18 protein-coding genes are annotated in these 18074 nt (G+C 43.1%); 9 read left to right on the top strand and 9 right to left on the bottom strand.

Translation table 11 applies throughout. The features are described 5' to 3' along the window. Positions 1 to 37: 37 nt before the first annotated feature. From KYJ26_RS16395 to KYJ26_RS16385, 3 genes are read right to left on the bottom strand one after another with little or no spacing between them, the layout of a single operon-like run. Positions 38 to 1144, bottom strand: coding sequence for a Ger(x)C family spore germination protein (locus KYJ26_RS16395; protein ID WP_219168442.1), 1107 nt, complete (start codon positions 1142 to 1144; stop codon positions 38 to 40). Beyond that, positions 1141 to 2220 (bottom strand): GerAB/ArcD/ProY family transporter, encoded by a 1080-nt coding sequence (locus tag KYJ26_RS16390; protein ID WP_219168441.1) that lies wholly within the window; start codon positions 2218 to 2220, stop codon positions 1141 to 1143. Before KYJ26_RS16390 ends, KYJ26_RS16395 begins: the two co-directional genes overlap by 4 nt. Before the next feature lie 10 nt (positions 2221 to 2230). After that, positions 2231 to 3727, bottom strand: a complete 1497-nt coding sequence (locus KYJ26_RS16385) for a spore germination protein (RefSeq protein WP_257475088.1) — start codon at positions 3725 to 3727, stop codon at positions 2231 to 2233. Between the two features lie 118 nt (positions 3728 to 3845). Between KYJ26_RS16385 and KYJ26_RS16380 the strand changes: the two genes are divergently transcribed. After that, the gene (locus tag KYJ26_RS16380) at positions 3846 to 4685 is read left to right on the top strand and encodes a DUF2935 domain-containing protein (RefSeq protein ID WP_219168440.1); all 840 of its coding nucleotides are present in this window, start codon (positions 3846 to 3848) and stop codon (positions 4683 to 4685) included. A 280-nt stretch (positions 4686 to 4965) separates the two neighbouring features. Here KYJ26_RS16380 and KYJ26_RS16375 read toward each other — a convergent pair whose 3' ends face one another. Both KYJ26_RS16375 and zwf read right to left on the bottom strand, forming a co-directional pair. Further along, positions 4966 to 5586, bottom strand: a complete 621-nt coding sequence (locus KYJ26_RS16375) for a cyclase family protein (protein ID WP_219168439.1) — start codon at positions 5584 to 5586, stop codon at positions 4966 to 4968. Positions 5587 to 5602: 16 nt separating this feature from the next. Then, entirely contained in the window at positions 5603 to 7111 is a 1509-nt protein-coding gene (zwf, locus tag KYJ26_RS16370; RefSeq protein WP_374939770.1) for a glucose-6-phosphate dehydrogenase, read from the bottom strand. A gap of 280 nt (positions 7112 to 7391) precedes the next feature. On the opposite strand from zwf, the gene rnz reads away from it, so the two are divergent. Genes rnz through KYJ26_RS16355 form a run of 3 tightly spaced genes read left to right on the top strand, consistent with a single transcriptional unit; the run spans position 7392 to position 9656 of the window. Next, positions 7392 to 8318, top strand: a complete 927-nt coding sequence (gene rnz / locus KYJ26_RS16365) for a ribonuclease Z (protein ID WP_219168437.1) — start codon at positions 7392 to 7394, stop codon at positions 8316 to 8318. Between the two features lie 10 nt (positions 8319 to 8328). After that, positions 8329 to 8868 (top strand): histidine phosphatase family protein, encoded by a 540-nt coding sequence (locus tag KYJ26_RS16360; RefSeq protein ID WP_219168436.1) that lies wholly within the window; start codon positions 8329 to 8331, stop codon positions 8866 to 8868. A 32-nt stretch (positions 8869 to 8900) separates the two neighbouring features. Then, positions 8901 to 9656, top strand: a complete 756-nt coding sequence (locus KYJ26_RS16355) for a GNAT family N-acetyltransferase (protein ID WP_219168435.1) — start codon at positions 8901 to 8903, stop codon at positions 9654 to 9656. Positions 9657 to 9699: 43 nt separating this feature from the next. Here the strand turns inward: KYJ26_RS16355 and namA are convergent, their stop codons facing one another. From namA to proC, 3 genes are all read right to left on the bottom strand, one after another. Then, complete coding sequence (gene namA / locus KYJ26_RS16350) at positions 9700 to 10716, bottom strand: NADPH dehydrogenase NamA (RefSeq protein WP_219168434.1); 1017 nt, start codon at positions 10714 to 10716, stop codon at positions 9700 to 9702. A 96-nt stretch (positions 10717 to 10812) separates the two neighbouring features. Continuing rightward, entirely contained in the window at positions 10813 to 11964 is a 1152-nt protein-coding gene (locus KYJ26_RS16345; RefSeq protein ID WP_219168433.1) for a glycosyltransferase, read from the bottom strand. A gap of 75 nt (positions 11965 to 12039) precedes the next feature. Beyond that, positions 12040 to 12858, bottom strand: coding sequence for a pyrroline-5-carboxylate reductase (gene proC, locus KYJ26_RS16340; RefSeq protein ID WP_219168432.1), 819 nt, complete (start codon positions 12856 to 12858; stop codon positions 12040 to 12042). 497 nt (positions 12859 to 13355) lie between these two features. Here proC and KYJ26_RS16335 point away from each other — a divergent pair, with 497 nt between their 5' ends. The 5 genes from KYJ26_RS16335 to KYJ26_RS16315 all read left to right on the top strand — a co-directional run bounded on the left by KYJ26_RS16335 (position 13356) and on the right by KYJ26_RS16315 (position 17544). After that, on the top strand, positions 13356 to 14315 hold the full coding sequence (locus KYJ26_RS16335; protein ID WP_219168431.1) for an MBL fold metallo-hydrolase: 960 nt from the start codon (positions 13356 to 13358) through the stop codon (positions 14313 to 14315). A 16-nt stretch (positions 14316 to 14331) separates the two neighbouring features. Continuing rightward, on the top strand, positions 14332 to 15126 hold the full coding sequence (locus KYJ26_RS16330) for an SDR family NAD(P)-dependent oxidoreductase (RefSeq protein ID WP_219168430.1): 795 nt from the start codon (positions 14332 to 14334) through the stop codon (positions 15124 to 15126). A 49-nt stretch (positions 15127 to 15175) separates the two neighbouring features. Further along, entirely contained in the window at positions 15176 to 15697 is a 522-nt protein-coding gene (locus KYJ26_RS16325; RefSeq protein WP_219168429.1) for a DUF3221 domain-containing protein, read from the top strand. Positions 15698 to 15894: 197 nt separating this feature from the next. Further along, positions 15895 to 16746, top strand: coding sequence for a GRP family sugar transporter (locus KYJ26_RS16320; protein ID WP_219168622.1), 852 nt, complete (start codon positions 15895 to 15897; stop codon positions 16744 to 16746). Between the two features lie 12 nt (positions 16747 to 16758). Further along, positions 16759 to 17544, top strand: coding sequence for a glucose-1-dehydrogenase (locus KYJ26_RS16315; RefSeq protein WP_219168428.1), 786 nt, complete (start codon positions 16759 to 16761; stop codon positions 17542 to 17544). 47 nt (positions 17545 to 17591) lie between these two features. On the opposite strand, the gene KYJ26_RS16310 is transcribed toward KYJ26_RS16315, so the two are convergent. Continuing rightward, the gene (locus tag KYJ26_RS16310) at positions 17592 to 17894 is read right to left on the bottom strand and encodes an EthD family reductase (RefSeq protein ID WP_219168427.1); all 303 of its coding nucleotides are present in this window, start codon (positions 17892 to 17894) and stop codon (positions 17592 to 17594) included. Positions 17895 to 18074 lie beyond the last annotated feature (180 nt).

Below are 18074 nucleotides of genomic sequence, written 5' to 3'. Positions count from 1 at the left end.
GAGAGCCAGGGTGCTTATCTTCTTTATCATGCTCTCTTTACTTTGTTTGTCCTGTATTTACTAATTGCATTTTAATATCCACGTTGGTTTCAATAGTAGGATAAACCTCATCCCAATTTAATTTCTGCCAATCCTCATAGGAAAGTTTGTTTCGTACGTAGCTGCCTATTCCAATGGGATCTACTCCAAGCTCCTGGGTGAGCTTCAGTAATTCCTTGGATTTTCTCATTAAATATTCATTGATTTCTTTTTCCATCTTCTTTTGTGTTTTTTCAGAATCTGTCAGTTCATCCTTGGTGTACTCCAGGACGCTTCCTCTAAGCTCAATAGCCATATTGACAGAAATTGGCTTGTGATCCTTTATTTCAACATCGATATCCCATCTCGTTTTTCGATAATCAAACATTAATTGGTAAGGAAAGACATGCTTGTCATCTGGTGGAGCGATTTCAAAGCTGAACGTTCCTTTTGGTGTTTCTTTCCGCAAGGTGAAAAGAACGCCAGAAAGAGTAGGAGAGAGGTGATGAACAAATTGGTCATCATCAAAAAGAGCATATCCATCAATGTTGATATTTTGATCCTTGATTATGTAATAGGGCATAATCGGATCGATGCCATCATCAAAGTAGTCCCTGTTAAACTGGTAGGTATTATAGTTTATTCTTTCATTTTCATTGTCCAGTTTTTCTAAAAATGTGCGCAAATATAGTGAGCTGTTTGTGTCTTCAACAGGCTTAAACTCCAATATCTCTCGAGCCGTTCCTTCTGCGACGGCAAGGTATACCCTTGTACCGAGACTCGGATCCCGCATATAAGTATCTAAAATTTCTTTAACCCCTATCTTTGCTAAATCGGAACCAAATAAGGCTACATTAATCTGACCACTTACAATTTTGAGGTTCGAACGATGGTTGAAGCGTATTCTTGAATCTTTACTGGATTTGGCATCCACTGTGAGGATCTTGTTTTGATACACTCCCTGCTTCGTTACATTTGGGTAGTTAATAGTCACCATCAGCGGCTTCTCCTTATCATCTGAAAGATCATATCCGACTGCATCCAGCATGCCTAATTTATCGATAATATTTTTTTCACAACCTGAAAGTAAGCATAGAAGTAAAATCAGCACATACAAAAACTTCATAATGTCACCTTTTTCTGCTTCACCTTATTCAGCCCTATCAAAAGGAGTAAAAAAATCGGCAATAAAAATGCGATTCCAATATCAAAATAAGTTAACATTGTGAGCCATTGATCAACCTCTCTGATAATATCCGGAATGAAGGAAATGAGTGTTCCGACCGTTAATAGAAGTAAACTGATGAAATTTGGGCGGAGCTTCTGAAACGAGTGTGAAATCAACTCTTTGCTTGCCCATAAATACATGACCACGGTAATCAAGACCTTTAAAGCAAATAGGGTGAATATGAGATTCTCCACTCTTTCTACAAAGGGAAACTTCACATATTCGATTAATGAGATAACAGGATATAGATCATGGAGGATGTATTCAAAGCTGAAGAATCCATAACAAACAAAACTGACGGAGATGTAGATGAACGAAGTGATGGCATTTCCAAAGAAAACTCCTTTTGTAAAATTCTTTCGGACATATGGAATGAGAAATATGCTCAGTTCGTAGCCGAGAAAGGCTGAAAAAACATTTAAGCCTCCTGAAAATAGATCTTTATCTCCCTTCATCATGAATGTTGTCATTCGTGTAAAACTGAATTCAGAAAGATGAAAGGTAAGTAAGAGCATGGTCCAAATCGTCATGAAGAATAAGATGACAGTCGCTTTTCCTATTTCATAAATGCATCCTTTTAACAAAAAGAAGCTGAGAATAAAAAACATGCCCACAAAAATGATGGAAGGGGTATCCCTGAAAAATAACATTTGTAATAGCAAAATATACTTTTTCGTAACCAGGGTCGCGAGAAGGGTAAAGATAATACTTAAAAAAAGATAAAAAGGAACGAACAGCCACTTTGGAAAAATATTTTCAATGATCATAAAGAGCGATTGGCCATTCCCATATTTGTTTACTAATCCAATCAATAATATATTTAAGGTGACAATTCCAAATAGAATGACGATTCCGATCCATCCGTTGGTTCCAAAGGCTTCAGCGGATAGTCTGGGAATGCTGAATAGTGTAACGCCTGATTGAATCATGTATATGAGTAAAGCTACTTGAAAGGGATGGAGCTTTTCTTTCATATTGCATCGCCTACTTTTTCATCTTATTAATCGTTTCATTTCTGGTTTTGATTTGTTCCGGGCGATCCTTGATAAGCATGTAAGGTGCCCTGATGATTGTGTCGAGCCAATCGTTAAAGAAGGTTGGAGAAAATGGAATCATGTAAGGTGTTTTAAGTGATGTTAATGTAGTCAGGTGAATGACCAACAATCCGAGTCCGAATACCAAGCCCATGTTTCCCCAGAATCCAGCCAGTAATATGAAAGAGAAACGGACGATCCTGATGGAAGCACTCATCACATAGCTTGGGATGACAAAAGAAGAGATAGCAGAAACAGCAACAGCGATAATAAGGATGTTACTTGTTATGCCAGCTTCTACAGCTGCCTGTCCGATGACAATCCCCCCTACAATCCCGATCGTTTGCCCAATCTTAGTAGGGAGGCGGGCTCCCGCCTCTCTTAGTAGCTCAATGACCAATTCAAGAAAGATCGCTTCAATTAACGGCGGAAACGGTACTTTGCTACGTGATTCAATCAGACTTGGAAGTAATTCCTGAGGCACCATTTCATAATGAAAAGTCGTAACGGAAACATAAATGGCTGTAAAAGCAACCGTTATGACGAAAGCGAACATCCTCAGTAATCGTATAAAGGTCCCTGTTATCCATCTTTGACTGTAATCATCCACGGACTGAAAGAAGTCAAAGAAACTGACAGGTGCACAAAAAACATAAGGACTTCCATCCACGATACCGACCATTTTCCCTGACAACAATTTAGAAGCACTTACATCTGGCCGTTCTGTTGTGAAAAACTGGGGAAAAGGAGAGAGAGGCTGATCATCAATCATCTGTACGAGAATGTTCGTGTCGAGAATTCCACTATATTCAATATCGTTGATGCGTTTCTTTAAGTATTCCAATTCCTCTTTAGGCGCAATATCTTCTAGATACATGATTGTGATCGAGGTTTTCGTAATTTCCCCTGCAGATAAGCTTATGGTTTTTAAATGAGAACTTTTCAATCGTTTTCGAATGAGAGCGATATTCACATCCGCCGATTCAATAAAGGATTCGTGTGGTCCTAAAATAATAGACTCTGTTTCAGATTCTTCTATGCTCCGGTTCTCAGCACCGCCAGCTTGTAAAGAAAACATTCGATCTTCAAACGAAAGAACGACATCCCCATTGAGAACGTCAATCACCGCTTGCTTATTTGATGAGACTTCCTTGAGCCCGAATGAATCTATTTCACGGTGTAATTCCCGGGTTTTTCCTTTGTTGATCCAGTCCAATATCCCTTCGTTAAGGATCTGTTTATCTACAAGGTTGTCAAAATAAATAAGTTGAATGCCTAGCTCTTTAAAGTGACGGTATCGTAAATCCTCGCAGTGTTGAAATTGTTCTACTACATGGCTGAAGTCCAGTGGATGTATGTCAATTTCAGACGAAGATATTGGATGTTTATGAGCTGATAAGGTCTCCTCTTTTAAAGTCATTTTTTTTACGAATGATAGTAATCCCATACTGAACCCTCTTTAATTGCAGTTTGTGCTATTTTTTCCTAAAAAGACTTTTCTATTCTAAGCATGAAGCCTTCATTCTCTTAATAAGGTTAAGAAGAAGAAAGATGGAGGAGGAGCGATGATGGGATTTGAGAAGATAGCAGCCTGGCAAGAACATGAATTCTGGTTAGGGATCCTGAAAGACCATGCTTATTTTATTAGGGATTATTTAAGCCCGACAGAAATGAAGTGGGTCAAACAAGCAGAGTACTACATTGAGTGGTTTCAAAATGTTGAGAAAGAGATGAGGGAAATTCCTACAGATCTTCCGGTTTCAGCTCCTGAAATGATTCAGCTTTCAGAATGGGCTCAGGAGGTTTCGTATCAATATTACTCATTTGAAGGGCATCTTCTACATTTACGGCTGTACAATCAGGTGAACTTAAATTTATCACCAAGCTATTTGAATGGAACTTTGGCAGAAAACAGGGAGTACCTAAGAATTTTACAAAGCTATACGAAAGGTGAGGAGTATCCATTACTCCCACTAGTGGATTTAATGGATTTGTGGCTTGATGACCAACGGGGGCATGCAGCATTGCTCGTAGATATATTGGATAGCGCAGAAATTGATTTAATTGAAAGGGCAAGTGCGTTAATGATCCAGTTCTCTCAATTTATGGTAAAAAATGATATGTTTAAGGGATACTTGCATTTTACTCAATCAGGTTTCCCCGCTCAAATACGATTCGCCGAAGATGTTTCGATTCAGGTAGTCGCCTTTACTCAATTAGTAGAGGAAGTATTAAGCCTTTATGTGAATGATGAAGTACTTAATAATTCTACACTCCGATTTCTTGAACATCACTTTCCTGAAGCCTGTTATTTCATGAAGAAGCTTTCTTATTATGCTCCTGCCATTCACTATCCGGATTGTAAGCTGACAAAACCAACGTTGAGGAAAGATAATAAAGCCTGAGGAAGTCATCCTCAGGCTTTATGTATGTATTCTAAGCCTTAAGAACAACCATTATGAATCGTTACATACTTTTTCATTTACCATTTGACACAAGTTTAATAGGAAGTGCACAAGTTTTCTCGAAGGTGGCGCAAGTTTTGCTGGAAGTTTCCTCATCTTTCAAAAAACAGCTTGTTTTAATCCTGCCACGATTTAAGTGGGTTCAAAGGAAATGTTTGTAGAAGGACTTCCCTCCAAATAAAAAGACTCTCTGACATATTGCCAGAGAGTCTTTTTATGGTTACCCGATCATTTCATCAAACAACAGCACGCGTGCCGGTGATGCATCGGTGTTTTGAATCTTAAGTGGTGCCGCCACCATGAAGTACTGGCCGGGTTTGATATCTTTTAACTGAAGGCCTTCCATGATGATGACGCCGCTTCCCATCAGGCTGCGGTGTGTCGGATGACCTTCCTGGGCCCTTTCGATTCCAAGTGCATCAATCCCCACACCTGAAATCTTTTTCTCAGCAAGGTAAGCTGCAGCATCTTCCGCTACATAAATGAAATCAAAGTTGAATTCCGTATCCCATGAATTCTTTGTTTTGAAGAGGATGAAGTCATTCTCTTCAATCTCTAATCCTTCAATATCCTTCAAGCTGATTTTTTCATCCACTTCTGTCAAATCAAAAACTTTAACTGGGCGGACAAGCTTCTCGATATCGATCGTTTCAATCGTCTCTCCGTCGTTGATCATGTGAAGGGGAGCATCGACGTGCGTTCCTGTATGAACGTCCATTGATAGTCTTGACTCCGTCACATGACCGTTCGTATTCGTTTCAATACTTGGTTGTTTTTCAGGTTTGTTCTTATAAACGGGCATACCGTTAAAGATTGGGGCTGTTACGTCATAAATTCTCATTGTTTCCACACCTTTCTCAGCATTGGTCTACATCAAGGTTGGCAATCGGCCACCAGGAGAAGCCGTCTTTCGCCAGCAGATTGTCAGCGGCTTTCGGTCCCATCGAGCCTGCTTCGTAGTTCGGGAATTCTCCGTCACGAGTATGTTCCCATACTTCAGAGATTTTGTCGACAAATGCCCAGGATAGCTTCACTTCATCCCAGTGTGTGAAATTCGTGGCATCGCCACGCAGACAATCGAATAAGAGTTTTTCATATGCTTCCGGTGTGTTCATGCCATCTACGCTGTTGTTTGCAAAGTTCAGCTTCACCGGAGTCGTTTCGATGTTCTGTCCGGATTTCTTCACGTTCAGGTGAAGGGTGATTCCCTCTTCAGGCTGGATGTGAATGACCAGAAGGTTCGGTGCCAGTGGCTTGTCCGGGTTGTAATACAGGTTCATTGGGATATCTTTGAACTGGATGACGATTTTCGTCGACTTTGCCTCCATTCTTTTTCCTGTGCGGATATAGAATGGAACACCTGCCCAACGGAAATTATCAATCATCAGCTTACCAGCAACATAAGTTTCCGTATTGGACTGTTCATCGACGTTTTCTGCTTCGCGATATCCGGGAAGATCTTCATTTCCTGCTTTACCGGGACCGTATTGACCTCGAACGAAGTAGTCCTTGACTTCATCCTGTTCAAATGGACGAAGGGATCGTAACACACGTACTTTTTCACTGCGGATTTCATCCGTCGTCAATTTGATTGGCGGCTCCATGGCAAGTAAGGCGACCATCTGAAGGAGATGGTTTTGAACCATATCGCGAAGGGCCCCGCTTTTTTCATAATAACGACCTCGATCTTCCACACCAAGCTCTTCGGATGAAGTAACCTGGATATTAGAAATATAGCGGTTGTTCCAGAGTGGTTCGAACATGGCGTTGGAGAAACGAATGACTTCGATGTTCTGCACCATTTCTTTCCCGAGGTAGTGATCAATACGATAAATTTGGTCTTCAGAGAATGATTCACGGATCTGGCTGTTCAGTTTTTCAGCCGAAGGAAGATCGTGACCGAAAGGCTTTTCAATCACCAGTCTCTGGAAACCGTTTGTATCGGTTAATCCTTGATTTTTTAACTGTTCAGTGATTGTTCCGAAGAATTCAGGCGCCATCGCCAGGTAGAAAACACGGTTGCCTTCCAATTCATACGTTTCGTCCAGTTCATCGGATAAGTTCTTTAATGCTTTGTAGGAATCACTGTTCGAAACATCATTCGGCTGGTAATAGAAATGGGAAACGAACTCATCGATGTTTTCATTGTTGCCTAATGCCTTATGTACCGATGTTTTGACGTGTTCCTGGAATTCTTCATTTGACCATTCCCGTCGCGCTACACCTACAACGGCAAATCGCTTGGAGATTTTCCCTTTACGGAACAAATGATAAAGAGACGGATATAGTTTTCTTTTGGCTAAATCACCAGTTGCTCCAAAGATGGTAATCAGAGATGTTGGTGTCGTTGAATTATTCAATGTCATGACCTCACTTTATCTTGTTGTAACCCTTATTTATGCGTTTCTTCTTATTTAATATCCTATACAATTACTTAATTTTAAAGACTTATGATTCATTTAGCAAATTATATGCTGAGGACTTTTTCATCCTGAATTCCTGAAAACGTTTTATCATTTCATCAAACATCTTCGTCATTATGTTGGCTTTAATTTTCATTCTTATGACTGATTTTCCGTGAAAGGGTAAAATGGCGGGGGTTATGCTAAAATGGAGACAGAATAGCTCAACTGAGGAGTGAATACAGTGGAATTATTATTTTTAGGTACGGGTGCCGGGGTTCCTGCGAAACTCCGTAACGTCACCAGTATCGCCTTGAAATTATTGGAGGAACGTGGTGCGGTCTGGCTTTTTGATTGCGGAGAAGCGACACAGCATCAAATTTTACATACAAGCTTGAAACCAAGAAGAATTGAAAAAATTTTCATTACCCACCTGCATGGTGATCATATTTACGGGTTGCCGGGGCTACTTGGGAGCCGTTCATTCCAAGGGGGCGAATCAGAATTGACCGTTTATGGTCCAAAGGGGATCAAGGAATATATCGAGGTGTCCCTCTCAGTCAGCAGGACCCATCTTCAATATCCACTTGAAGTGAAGGAAATCGGAGAAGGGGTCATTTTTGAGGATGACGGCTTTATTGTAGAAGCAATGGCATTGGATCACGCACTGCCGACATTCGGATACCGGGTGGTTGAAAAGGATAAGTCCGGAGTATTGCAAGTAGACCGTTTGCGGGAAAATGGTGTTCCACCTGGACCTCTCTATAAGAAATTGAAAGCGGGAGAAAAGGTCACTTTGGAAGATGGCATGGAAATTGACGGAATGGACTTCCTGGGTCCTACCATTCCAGGCAGGGTTGTCACGGTTCTTGGAGACACCAGGGTCTGCTCCTCTGCAGTGGAGCTTGGGAAGGATGCAGATGTGCTGGTACATGAAGCAACCTTTAACCGGGATCAAGTGGAGATGGCCCGGGAATATTTCCACTCCACGACGAAACAAGCAGGGGAAACGGCACTTCAAGCCGGGGCGAAGAGGCTTTTCCTGACCCACATTTCTTCCAGATATGCTAAGGAATCATGGGGGGAGCTTGAGAAGGAAGCGAGAGAAGTGTTTCCTGAAACATATATGGCCAATGATTTCATGGAATACATCATACCTGTAAAGAAATAGGGGGAAAAGGATGAAAACAATCTATATCGTGCGTCATGCCAGAGCGGCGGGGCAGCCGTTTCACTCTCCTTTAACGGAAGAAGGGGAACAACAGGCGGTCCAATTAGCAGCCTTTTTGGAAAATCGATTCATTCAGGCGATTTATTCCAGTCCATTTGTAAGGGCAAAGGATACCATTGCTCCTTTTGCCAAACGGTCCGGTCTTACGGTTCAGGAGGATGACCGACTGGGGGAAAGGGTGTTGAGCGATCAAGACCTTCCCGACTGGATGGAAAGATTAAAGAATAGCTTCGACGATTTCTCCCTATCATTGCCTGGCGGGGAGTCCAATCAAATGGCGATGGAGCGTGCAAGATCATTTGTGGATGAGGTATTGAGAAAGAAAGAGGACAGGATCGTTTGTGTTAGCCACGGTAATTTAACGACACTGTTGTTGAGGTTGTTTGATGACAGCTATGGATACTCCGAGCTATTCGCTCTTTCGAATCCGGATGTATATATCGTTGAAGTAGGAGAGGCGCGTGCCTCTGTGCGCCGTATCTGGGAATAGAATAGATTGTAATTGACATTGGGGGATACAAAATGAAAACATACACATTTGATCATATTTATTATCCGGGACATGTTGTGGGGGAAAACACACTTTATAATCATGTTCATTATCCTGAAATGCTGACGAGGTATGACAGCAACTTCCTGGCATTCACGAGGCAGCCAACACTTGAAGAGTTTAAAGATGCCGCCCTTTTCTTAAGGGGATTCCATCAAGCGAAAGGTCAGAAACACGTGAAATTTCTCTTTCCTCAAGATGACAAACCTTCAGAAGAACTGATGGACTATTTTAAACAAGAAGGTTATGACGTCGGATTCAATGAACTGTATTCTATAGAACCAGATCAATTCCCTTTAGTGGAAGTGAATCCTGACGTAGATGTCATAGAAGTGGGCAAGAAGGAACTGGATGATTACCTTGCCTTTCAGTACGAGCAGGATATGGACTTTGGCCCTGATTTTGCCGATCAAAAGGTGGACATGCACAAGCGGAATTTTGAAAATCCGAGTATTATGCAGGTGCTTGCTTTATATAAGGGTACTCCTGCCGGCTCCGTGGATGTAATCATTGAAAAAGATGCTGCAGAAATCGACGGATTGATGGTTCACGAAACCTTTCAAAAAAAAGGGATCGGCAGCAGGCTTCAGCGGTTTGTCATGGACCGGTTCCATGACAGGGATGTCATACTGGTGGCGGACGGTGAAGATACGCCGAGACTGATGTATCAGAAGCAAGGTTACACGTGTTTAGGTTTCCGGTATGAAGTGCAGAAAGTGTATAAATAAAAGGTAGCGCGGAACCTAGGGTTCCGCGCTACCTTCTTTTATTTTACCAGCCACGCTCATACTGTTTTGGTGCTTCAATCTCCACACCCAACTCTTGCGCAGACGTTCTTGGCCAATACGGATCCCGCAGGAGTTCACGGGCAAGAAGGACCAGGTCCGCCCGTTCATTTTGCAGGATTTCTTCCGCCTGAATGCCGGTTGTAATCAATCCAACCGCTCCTGTATCGATGCCTGCTCCGTTCTTGATCGTTTCGGCAAGCTTCACCTGATAGCCTGGGAATACAGGGATGCGTGCAGGTACTAGGGCACCTGAGCTGACGTCGATCAAATCGACACCTTGTTCTTTCATCCACTTTGCAAAAACGACATAGTCTTCGACGTCCAAGCCTTCATCGTGATAATCCTTGGCAGAAACCCTGACGAGGAGTGGTCCGTCCCACACCAGTTGGATCCCGTCAATGATTTCGCGTAGGAACCGGTAGCGGTTTTCTGCTGGTCCGCCATATTCATCATTCCGTTTATTCGATAAAGGGGAGAGGAATTCATTGATGAGATATCCGTGTGCCCCGTGAATTTCAATCACATCAAAGCCCGCTTCCTTCGCTCTTTCTGCTCCCTTTACAAAGGCCGCGATTGTTTTTTCTATATCATTGGCTGACATTTCAACAGGCGTTTTCATTTCTTCGTTAAAGGGAATCGCAGATGGTGCAAGAATATCGCCATCAAGGACGGCTTTTCTTCCTGCATGGGCAAGCTGGATGCCTGTCTTTGCCCCTTGCTCCTTCATCAGGTCCACTAATTCTTTTAAGCCTTCAATATGTGCATCGTCCCAAATACCCAAATCTTGTGGAGAAATTCTTCCCTGTGGTGTTACCGCCGTTGCTTCTAGGATGATGAGTCCGACTCCTCCAACAGCTCGGCTTGTATAGTGGGTGCGATGCCAGTTTTCGACTTTTCCATCTTCATTGTGGGAAGAGTACATGCACATCGGGGCCATGACGATTCTGTTCTTCAATTCCACATTTTTAAGCGTATATGGTTCGAATAATTTTGCTTTCATCTTCGATCACCTTCCATGACGAATTTATTTCGGGTTTCTAAACAGTTATACACAGTGATTATATCAACAACATTTTGGCCCGAAAAGAAATGTGCTTTACTTTCTTTTTTGCTTCAAGACCTTCAGTGGGTAAATCGTTCCACGCCATTCAACCCCTCCCCGTTTGAAGGTGAGAACTGTGGCCCGTGCGATTGAATAGGTGAATAACAGGGCCGTCACGGGCAGTGAAAGAAAGAGGAAGGGAGATTCGTTTGTCATTTTCTTTATTACTTTCACGTAGGTGATGCCGATGAAGAAGATGATCAGCAGGCTGACGGTGACAATGGACGGATCTTTTGAGAATACCGTCAAGAAAGGCAGTACGGTGGAACTGAATACCCCAATCATGGCAAATAGTACAACCAGGATCGAATAATGGAGCCCGGCAAACGTATTTTTCTCAAGGCCTTTAAAGGCTTCTTTCAATGAGTGGTACCATTCGACCTCGAGGGACTTTAAGGCAGTGAGGAACGCCTGGCTTTTACCCCGTTTTTTCATCGTGATGCCAAGCTGGAGATCATCATCGGGCATATTCTTGATCTTCTCGTGAGTTCCGATCTCCTCATATGCTGAACGGGTGACAAGATTGAAGGCGCCGACCCCCATCCCGGTCTTAGAGGAAGGATCATTTGCTTTCCATGGACGCTTATAAAAGGAAAAGCCAAATAGAAAGAATGCAACAAAGCTCTTTAACCAGAATGTTTGTGACTTGATGCCGGGTGCCAGGGTCAGATGGTCGAGTTTCTGTGATTGTAAGAAACCAACGGCCCTTGATAGCGTCGAAGGATCTTTATACAGGACGTCTGCATCGGTAAACAGGATGAGTGAACCTTTTGAACGTTTATACCCTTTGTATAATGCCTGATTTTTGCCAAGCCATCCCTCTTCCAGGGAATCGATATGGAGTACGCAGATTCTCTTATCTTTTTTTGCCATAGCTTCCATTTTCCACTGAGTGCTGTCTGTTGAACGGTCATTTACGAGAATCCATTCAATCCGGTGATAGTCCTGATCGAGTTGTGACAGAATACTGTCTGAAATGGTTTCCTCTTCGTCCCTTGCCGGCACAATGATGGATAGAAGCGGTCTGTCAGCTGTTAACTGAAATTCTTCGATCGATGTGAGTTTTCCAAGTCCCCTCCACACGTCGATGGACAGAACGATCCAGACGACAAGGATAGCAGAAAGGAAGATAAGTAGGAGATTCATGTGTGTCGACCTTCTTCTTTTTCTCTGATTGTATCAATGTAATGGAATCTTTTCGAATCATGGTGGGCTTTACGTTTATTTTTTCAAAGATTGCTTCTTTAATTCACGTCCAAGCACCAGGGAGCGATCCTTTGCAGAAGTGATACATTGGAAGAAGGCATCCCTTACCTGGTGATGTTCAAGCTTTGAAATACCCGCCTCGGTCGTTCCACCTGCACTCGTTACGTTTCTCCTCAATTCACCGGCTTCTAATCCGGATTCAGAAAGCATGGCACTCGCTCCTGCAATCGTCTGGGTCACCATGCTTTCGGCGAGCTCTTCTTCGAGCCCCAGTTCGACAGCTGCGTTCTTCATGATTTCGGCAATATAATAGATATAAGCAGGTCCGCTCCCTGAAAGTGCCGTAATGAGGTCAAGCTTCTCTTCCTCTACCTCTGTTGCCATTCCGACAGATTCAAAGAGTATTTTCGTCCATACCTTTTGAGAGTGTGAGAGGTTTCCGTTAAAGGATACAGCCGTTGCTGATTTCCCAAGGGCGGCACTTGTATTGGGCATCGCTCTTGCAATGGCCCCGTTAAAGGAAAGCCTGTCGCTTATATGTTCCAAGGTGATCCCTGCCAGTACAGAAATGACTAGCGTATCTTCTGAGAGGTGGGGTCTGATCGACTCTGCCGCTTCATGAAAGTCCTTTGGTTTCATGGCAAGAACGACGACATCATAGGGTGTGTCCCGGTTCATCCTCCGAACGCAGAATTCGTGCATGATTTCATCTAAACGCTGCCGGTTGGCGCGGTTGGTTACATACACTTCTTCACTTCGCAATACTCCTGCTTTCAATGCGCCGCTCATTAATGCATGTGCCATCGATCCTGCCCCGATAAATAATGTCTTCATTCCCTCATTCCTCCCTTTATAGTAAAAAGACAGACCCTCTCATCCTTAAAGGACGAAAGGGTCTGTCTTCCGTGGTACCACCTTGTTTTGTCCATTTTCAATTGATGAAGAAAATGAACACACTCTCATTCCATTAACGCTGGAGAACGTTCTGCTTTAAGACGCTCAAAAGGCAGGTTCATGAATAGAGGGGACGACGGTGCCTTTCAGCCGGTGGGCTCCGATCTCTGACATCATCTATTCATTACTAGTCTTTATCATCGCTTTTCATGTATGAATATGTAAAAAAAAATAAGGTCAAATGGATATTATAGGTGATTATCTTCGAAAGAGAGCTTGTTTGTCAAGTGTTTATTTCAGTATATTCAATCATTTTAAAAATGACATTGTACACGAAAAAATGTACACTAGGTACTGAAGGGTCATTCATTTTTTTTGAGTGGCAGGGGGTACGGTGCTTGCTTTACCCTTTTTATTATGAAGAATGTGGTGAAAATATGACAACTTTAGTGAATGATATTGCAAAAATCACACTTTCCACTCCATTTGCCGTAGGAGATGTGAATGTTTATTTAGTGAAAGGGGATGCTTTGACGCTTGTTGATGCAGGTCCTCTTACCGATACGGCCTGGGTGCAGCTGACGGAGCAATTATCCACTTTAGGATATACGCCGGGGGATATCGAACAAATCGTCCTGACTCATCACCATCCGGATCATGCAGGACTGCTTGACCGTTTTCCGTCCTCCGTTACGGTTTTTGGTCACAAATATAACCGATTCTGGCTTCATCGCGATGATCACTTCCATGAAGTGTACGACCGTTTTTTCATGCAATTGGCCATAGAATCGGGATTGCCCCATGAGTACCTCGCAGCGATCCCGAAATTCAAGAGCCCCTTGAAATTCATGGGTAACCGTAAGCTGGACGTGGTGATAGGCGAAGGGGATGCACTGCCTGGAATGGAAGGCTGGTCCATAATCGAAACGCTGGGCCACGCCCAGAGCCACTTATCTTTTTACCGGGAAAGTGACGGCGTTCTGATCGCGGGAGATCACATCCTGGCATCCATATCTCCCAACCCCCTCATTGAACCTCCATTCGAGGGGGAAACGGAGCGTTCAAAGCCATTGCTACAATATAATGCTTCATTGAAAAAACTTCTGGACATACCGATTTCCCTTGCTTACACGGGCCATGGAGACAATATTGAAGATGTTCATGGATTAATTCCGAGGAGACTCTTGAAACAGGATGAGAGAGCTCAAGGCGTGCTCGAGATGATCAGAGGAAACCGCGTGACCGTATTTGAAATTTGCAAAAGACTATTTCCTTCCGTTTATCGAAAGGAGCTTGGTCTGACACTGTCGGAAACGATCGGGCAATTGGACTATCTGGAATCCCTTCATTACATAAAAAAAGAGAAGCATGAAGGAATCTATTATTATTTTGTTTAGAAAGATGTGACGTTACATGAACAATAAAATTAAAGGAAAAACGATTGTCATTACCGGTGCCTCTGGAGGCATCGGCGAACAGATGGCCATTAAGGTTGCAGAGAGCGGCGGGAATCTTGCATTGATTGCACGACGTGTCCATCTGCTCCAGGCATTGAAGGAAAAATTGACAACAGAATATAAGTGTAAGGTGGAAGTCTATCCTTTAAACGTAACGGATTATGATCAAATTCCCGCTGTCTTCCACACCATCCTTGAGGACTTTGGAGCGATTCATGCCTTGATCAATAATGCGGGGTATGGAATTTTTCAAGAAGCCCATGAAACCTCTTTTCAAGATGTGAAAGGAATGATGGATGTGAATGTGCTTGGTCTTATGGCGTGTACAGGTGAGGTCCTTCCCCATATGCGTGAACAAGGTTTCGGTCACATTATGAACATCGCTTCTCAGGCAGGGAAGTTTGCCACCCCGAAATCAAGTGCATACTCAGCCTCCAAGCATGCTGTCCTCGGGTATACAAACAGTGTAAGGATGGAAGCGAAAAGATATGGTGTAAAAGTGACCGCGGTAAACCCCGGTCCCATCGCCACGGACTTCTTTTCCATTGCCGATGAATCCGGAACGTACGTGAAGAATGTAGAGAAATTCATGCTTGATCCTGCATATGTTGCTGACACGGTAGTGAATGCGCTCTTTACGAACAAGAGAGAAATCAACCTGCCGCGGTGGATGAATATGGGCAGTAAAATCTATCAGCTATTCCCATCTTTTGTAGAAAAAGTAGGAAATAACCTTTTTTTCAAAAAATAGTGAAACTTAATGATGTCCTCAATCGTCTAATCTTATAAGGGGGGAGTCTATGAAAAAATGTTTGACTGTTCTGATACTTTGTTTCTGTTTATTATGTACCGGCTGCGGGCCTTCAACGTCTGTCAACTCTCAGGGCAGTACCGATTTCATAGGCTTCGTGACCCGGTTGGAGAATAACGAGGTACTGATCAATGATGTTTGGTTTTCTTTCGATCAACATACCGTCTTACTGACTGATCAAGATAAAAAGCTGCATAAAGAAGATATAGAACTGGGCAAAAAAGTGAATGTCACCTTCAATGGCAAGCTCCAGGAATCCTATCCCAGGAGAGGTTCTGCGGACCAACTGGTGTTCCTGACAGACGAGCAAAGCAAAACAGAAGAAAATGTCGTTCAATTAGTCATGAGAGATCCCCGGTTTTCAGAGGTGGTCATCCAATCCATCGAAAAAAATCCTACCGGCTTATATTCGCTCCGTTTTAAAGACCTTTCCATCGACCGTGATGTCCATGTCATGGTGAATGTCGAGAATGAAAGAGTCATTGTCCCGATACATACTTCCACCAAATAGCAAAGAAGAAAGCGTTGATGATGAATCAACGCTTTCTTCTTTCTGTCCGCATTCCCTCTGTTCGAGATTATACCGGAGAAAAGAAGGGTATGCATCAGAGAGTGGGAAATATTTTGGGTTTTTCCAGTCGAAACGGCTAGAATTATTGTTTCGGAGGAAAACTATGATCATTGTTGGAAAAAGGATGTGGATGTATGATAGGGATTCTTTTAGCCCTGATCCCCGCGGTTGCGTGGGGAAGTCTTGTGTTTGTAAGTGTAAAGCTCGGAGGGAATGCCTATAGCCAAACGGTTGGGATCACGGTTGGTTCACTGCTGTTTGCGATTGGTGTTTTCTTCATTAAATCCCCTGAATTAACGTTATTTGTCTGGGGAATCGGGTTTATTTCCGGCGTCTTCTGGGCGGTCGGACAAGTGAACCAGCTGGCAAGTGTAAAATTCATCGGCGTTTCAAAAACCGTCCCGATTTCAACGGGGATGCAGCTGATTGGAACGACCCTTTTCGGTGTTTTAGTATTCAAAGAATGGAAAACGACTGAAACGATCCTCCTCGGCAGCGGAGCGGTTTTAGCTCTTATCATTGGTGTCGTCCTGACCTCATTCACTCAAAAATCCGAGGGTGATGAAGACTCTCAACTTAAAAAAGGCCTTTTGACTCTCCTTCTTTCAAGTTGTGGTTACATAGCGTATGTCGTCATTTTAAGATGGTTTGATATTGATGGCTGGGAAGCGATTTTACCTCAGGCAATCGGCATGTTCATCGGGGCCGTTGTCATCACTTTCAGGCATAAACCGTTCAATAAATACACGATCCGGAATATCTTAACCGGACTCATGTGGGCTTCCGGAAATCTAGGGTTGTTGCTTGCCCTTCCCCGTATCGGAGTCGCAACAAGCTTCTCCCTTTCCCAAACGGGAATTGTCATTTCGACCCTTGGAGGTTTGTTTTTCTTGGGTGAAAAGAAATCGAAAAAGCAGATCCTTCTCGTCATCGCAGGCTGTGTGCTGATCATTATCGGCGGTGTGCTATTAGGATTTACGAAAGATTAAGGAGGAATGGATATGTATTCAGATCTGACAGATAAGGTTGTCATTATAACGGGAGCTGCAACTGGTATCGGAAAGGCGATTGCTAAACGGTTCGCGTCTGAAGGTTGTAAGGTGGTCATTAATTATTTCAAAGATGAAGAGAACCCTGAAGAATTAGTAAAAGAAATTGAAGAAGCAGGGGGAACAGCCTCCATCATCCAGGGAGATGTGTCAAAAGAAGAGGACGTCCGAGGCTTTGTCCAATTTGCCCATGATACTTACGGCAGTTTGGATATCTACGTGAATAACGCTGGAATCGAAAATGAAGTCCCATCTGAAAACCTGCCGATAGAAGATTGGCAAAGGGTCATCAATACGAATCTGACAGGGACATTCCTTGGGTGCCGTGAAGCGGCAAAATACATGCTTGATCATCGTATTAAAGGATCCATCATCAATGTTTCTTCCGTACATGAAATCATACCGTGGCCTCATTTTGCTCACTATGCTGCCAGTAAGGGTGGAGTGAAATTATTAATGGAGAGTCTCGCACTGGAATTCGCGCCCGATGGAATCCGGGTGAACAATATCGCTCCCGGAGCCATCGATACGCCCATCAATGCGGAAAAATTTTCAGATCCGGAAAAGAAAAAAGGAGTGGAGAAACTTATCCCTCTTGGCTATATCGGAGAACCCGAGCAGGTTGCTTCCTGTGCGGCTTTCCTAGCATCCGATCAAGCGAGCTATGTTACGGGAACGACTCTCATTGCCGACGGTGGCATGACGAAATATCCTGGCTTCCAAGCCGGAAAAGGGTAATGAACTAAGGCCGGAATCATGGTGGATTCCGGCCTTTATTATAGCGTTTAATCTACGATCGTGATAATCGGCGGTTTTTCTAAGTATTTCATAAAGTTTGGCACGTCATCCCCGACGGCTTTCCACTGCTCCGACGCAAATGCTTCTTTCATGGCACCTTTGTTTTCAAACTCTATTTCTGTTATTAAGTATAGGGATAAATCAGTGTTTTGATTCGATAATACCCGTTGTACTCTAGCCTCTCTTACATTGGGCACCTTTTCTGCAATCGGCATATGGGTGTTGAAGTAATACTCTTCGAACTTTTCCTGATCTTTTGGCTTTTCATACATCACAATTACTTTCGGCATGTTACTCCTCCTTATATTCACAATGATCGTTCTTTTGAATTTTAACAAATATAGGAAAATGCGACTATGTCATTCATAACAAAAATATCGACAGGATCTGACTTAGGTGTGTGTCTTTCATGCTTGTCGGGCCTGACCAAGCCGCCTCCGCTTTTCTTATTATTCTCTCCGTTTCCAGTA

Origin of the sequence: Rossellomorea orangium, from assembly GCF_019334305.1 — a bacterium.
GTDB lineage: Bacteria > Bacillota > Bacilli > Bacillales > Bacillaceae_B > Rossellomorea.
This window is presented reverse-complemented; position numbering and strand designations above follow the sequence as displayed.

What these genes read in the sequence shown, in the direction of transcription:
- KYJ26_RS16395 (WP_219168442.1), bottom strand. Translation starts at nt 1,144, where the DNA reads ATGAAGTTTTTGTATGTGCTGATTTTACTTCTATGCTTACTTTCAGGT.
- KYJ26_RS16390 (WP_219168441.1), bottom strand. Translation starts at nt 2,220, where the DNA reads ATGAAAGAAAAGCTCCATCCCTTTCAAGTAGCTTTACTCATATACATG.
- KYJ26_RS16385 (WP_257475088.1), bottom strand. Translation starts at nt 3,727, where the DNA reads ATGGGATTACTATCATTCGTAAAAAAAATGACTTTAAAAGAGGAGACC.
- KYJ26_RS16380 (WP_219168440.1), top strand. Translation starts at nt 3,846, where the DNA reads ATGATGGGATTTGAGAAGATAGCAGCCTGGCAAGAACATGAATTCTGG.
- KYJ26_RS16375 (WP_219168439.1), bottom strand. Translation starts at nt 5,586, where the DNA reads ATGAGAATTTATGACGTAACAGCCCCAATCTTTAACGGTATGCCCGTT.
- zwf (WP_374939770.1), bottom strand. Translation starts at nt 7,111, where the DNA reads ATGACATTGAATAATTCAACGACACCAACATCTCTGATTACCATCTTT.
- KYJ26_RS16360 (WP_219168436.1), top strand. Translation starts at nt 8,329, where the DNA reads ATGAAAACAATCTATATCGTGCGTCATGCCAGAGCGGCGGGGCAGCCG.
- KYJ26_RS16355 (WP_219168435.1), top strand. Translation starts at nt 8,901, where the DNA reads ATGAAAACATACACATTTGATCATATTTATTATCCGGGACATGTTGTG.
- namA (WP_219168434.1), bottom strand. Translation starts at nt 10,716, where the DNA reads ATGAAAGCAAAATTATTCGAACCATATACGCTTAAAAATGTGGAATTG.
- KYJ26_RS16345 (WP_219168433.1), bottom strand. Translation starts at nt 11,964, where the DNA reads ATGAATCTCCTACTTATCTTCCTTTCTGCTATCCTTGTCGTCTGGATC.
- proC (WP_219168432.1), bottom strand. Translation starts at nt 12,858, where the DNA reads ATGAAGACATTATTTATCGGGGCAGGATCGATGGCACATGCATTAATG.
- KYJ26_RS16335 (WP_219168431.1), top strand. Translation starts at nt 13,356, where the DNA reads ATGACAACTTTAGTGAATGATATTGCAAAAATCACACTTTCCACTCCA.
- KYJ26_RS16330 (WP_219168430.1), top strand. Translation starts at nt 14,332, where the DNA reads ATGAACAATAAAATTAAAGGAAAAACGATTGTCATTACCGGTGCCTCT.
- KYJ26_RS16325 (WP_219168429.1), top strand. Translation starts at nt 15,176, where the DNA reads ATGAAAAAATGTTTGACTGTTCTGATACTTTGTTTCTGTTTATTATGT.
- KYJ26_RS16315 (WP_219168428.1), top strand. Translation starts at nt 16,759, where the DNA reads ATGTATTCAGATCTGACAGATAAGGTTGTCATTATAACGGGAGCTGCA.
- KYJ26_RS16310 (WP_219168427.1), bottom strand. Translation starts at nt 17,894, where the DNA reads ATGCCGAAAGTAATTGTGATGTATGAAAAGCCAAAAGATCAGGAAAAG.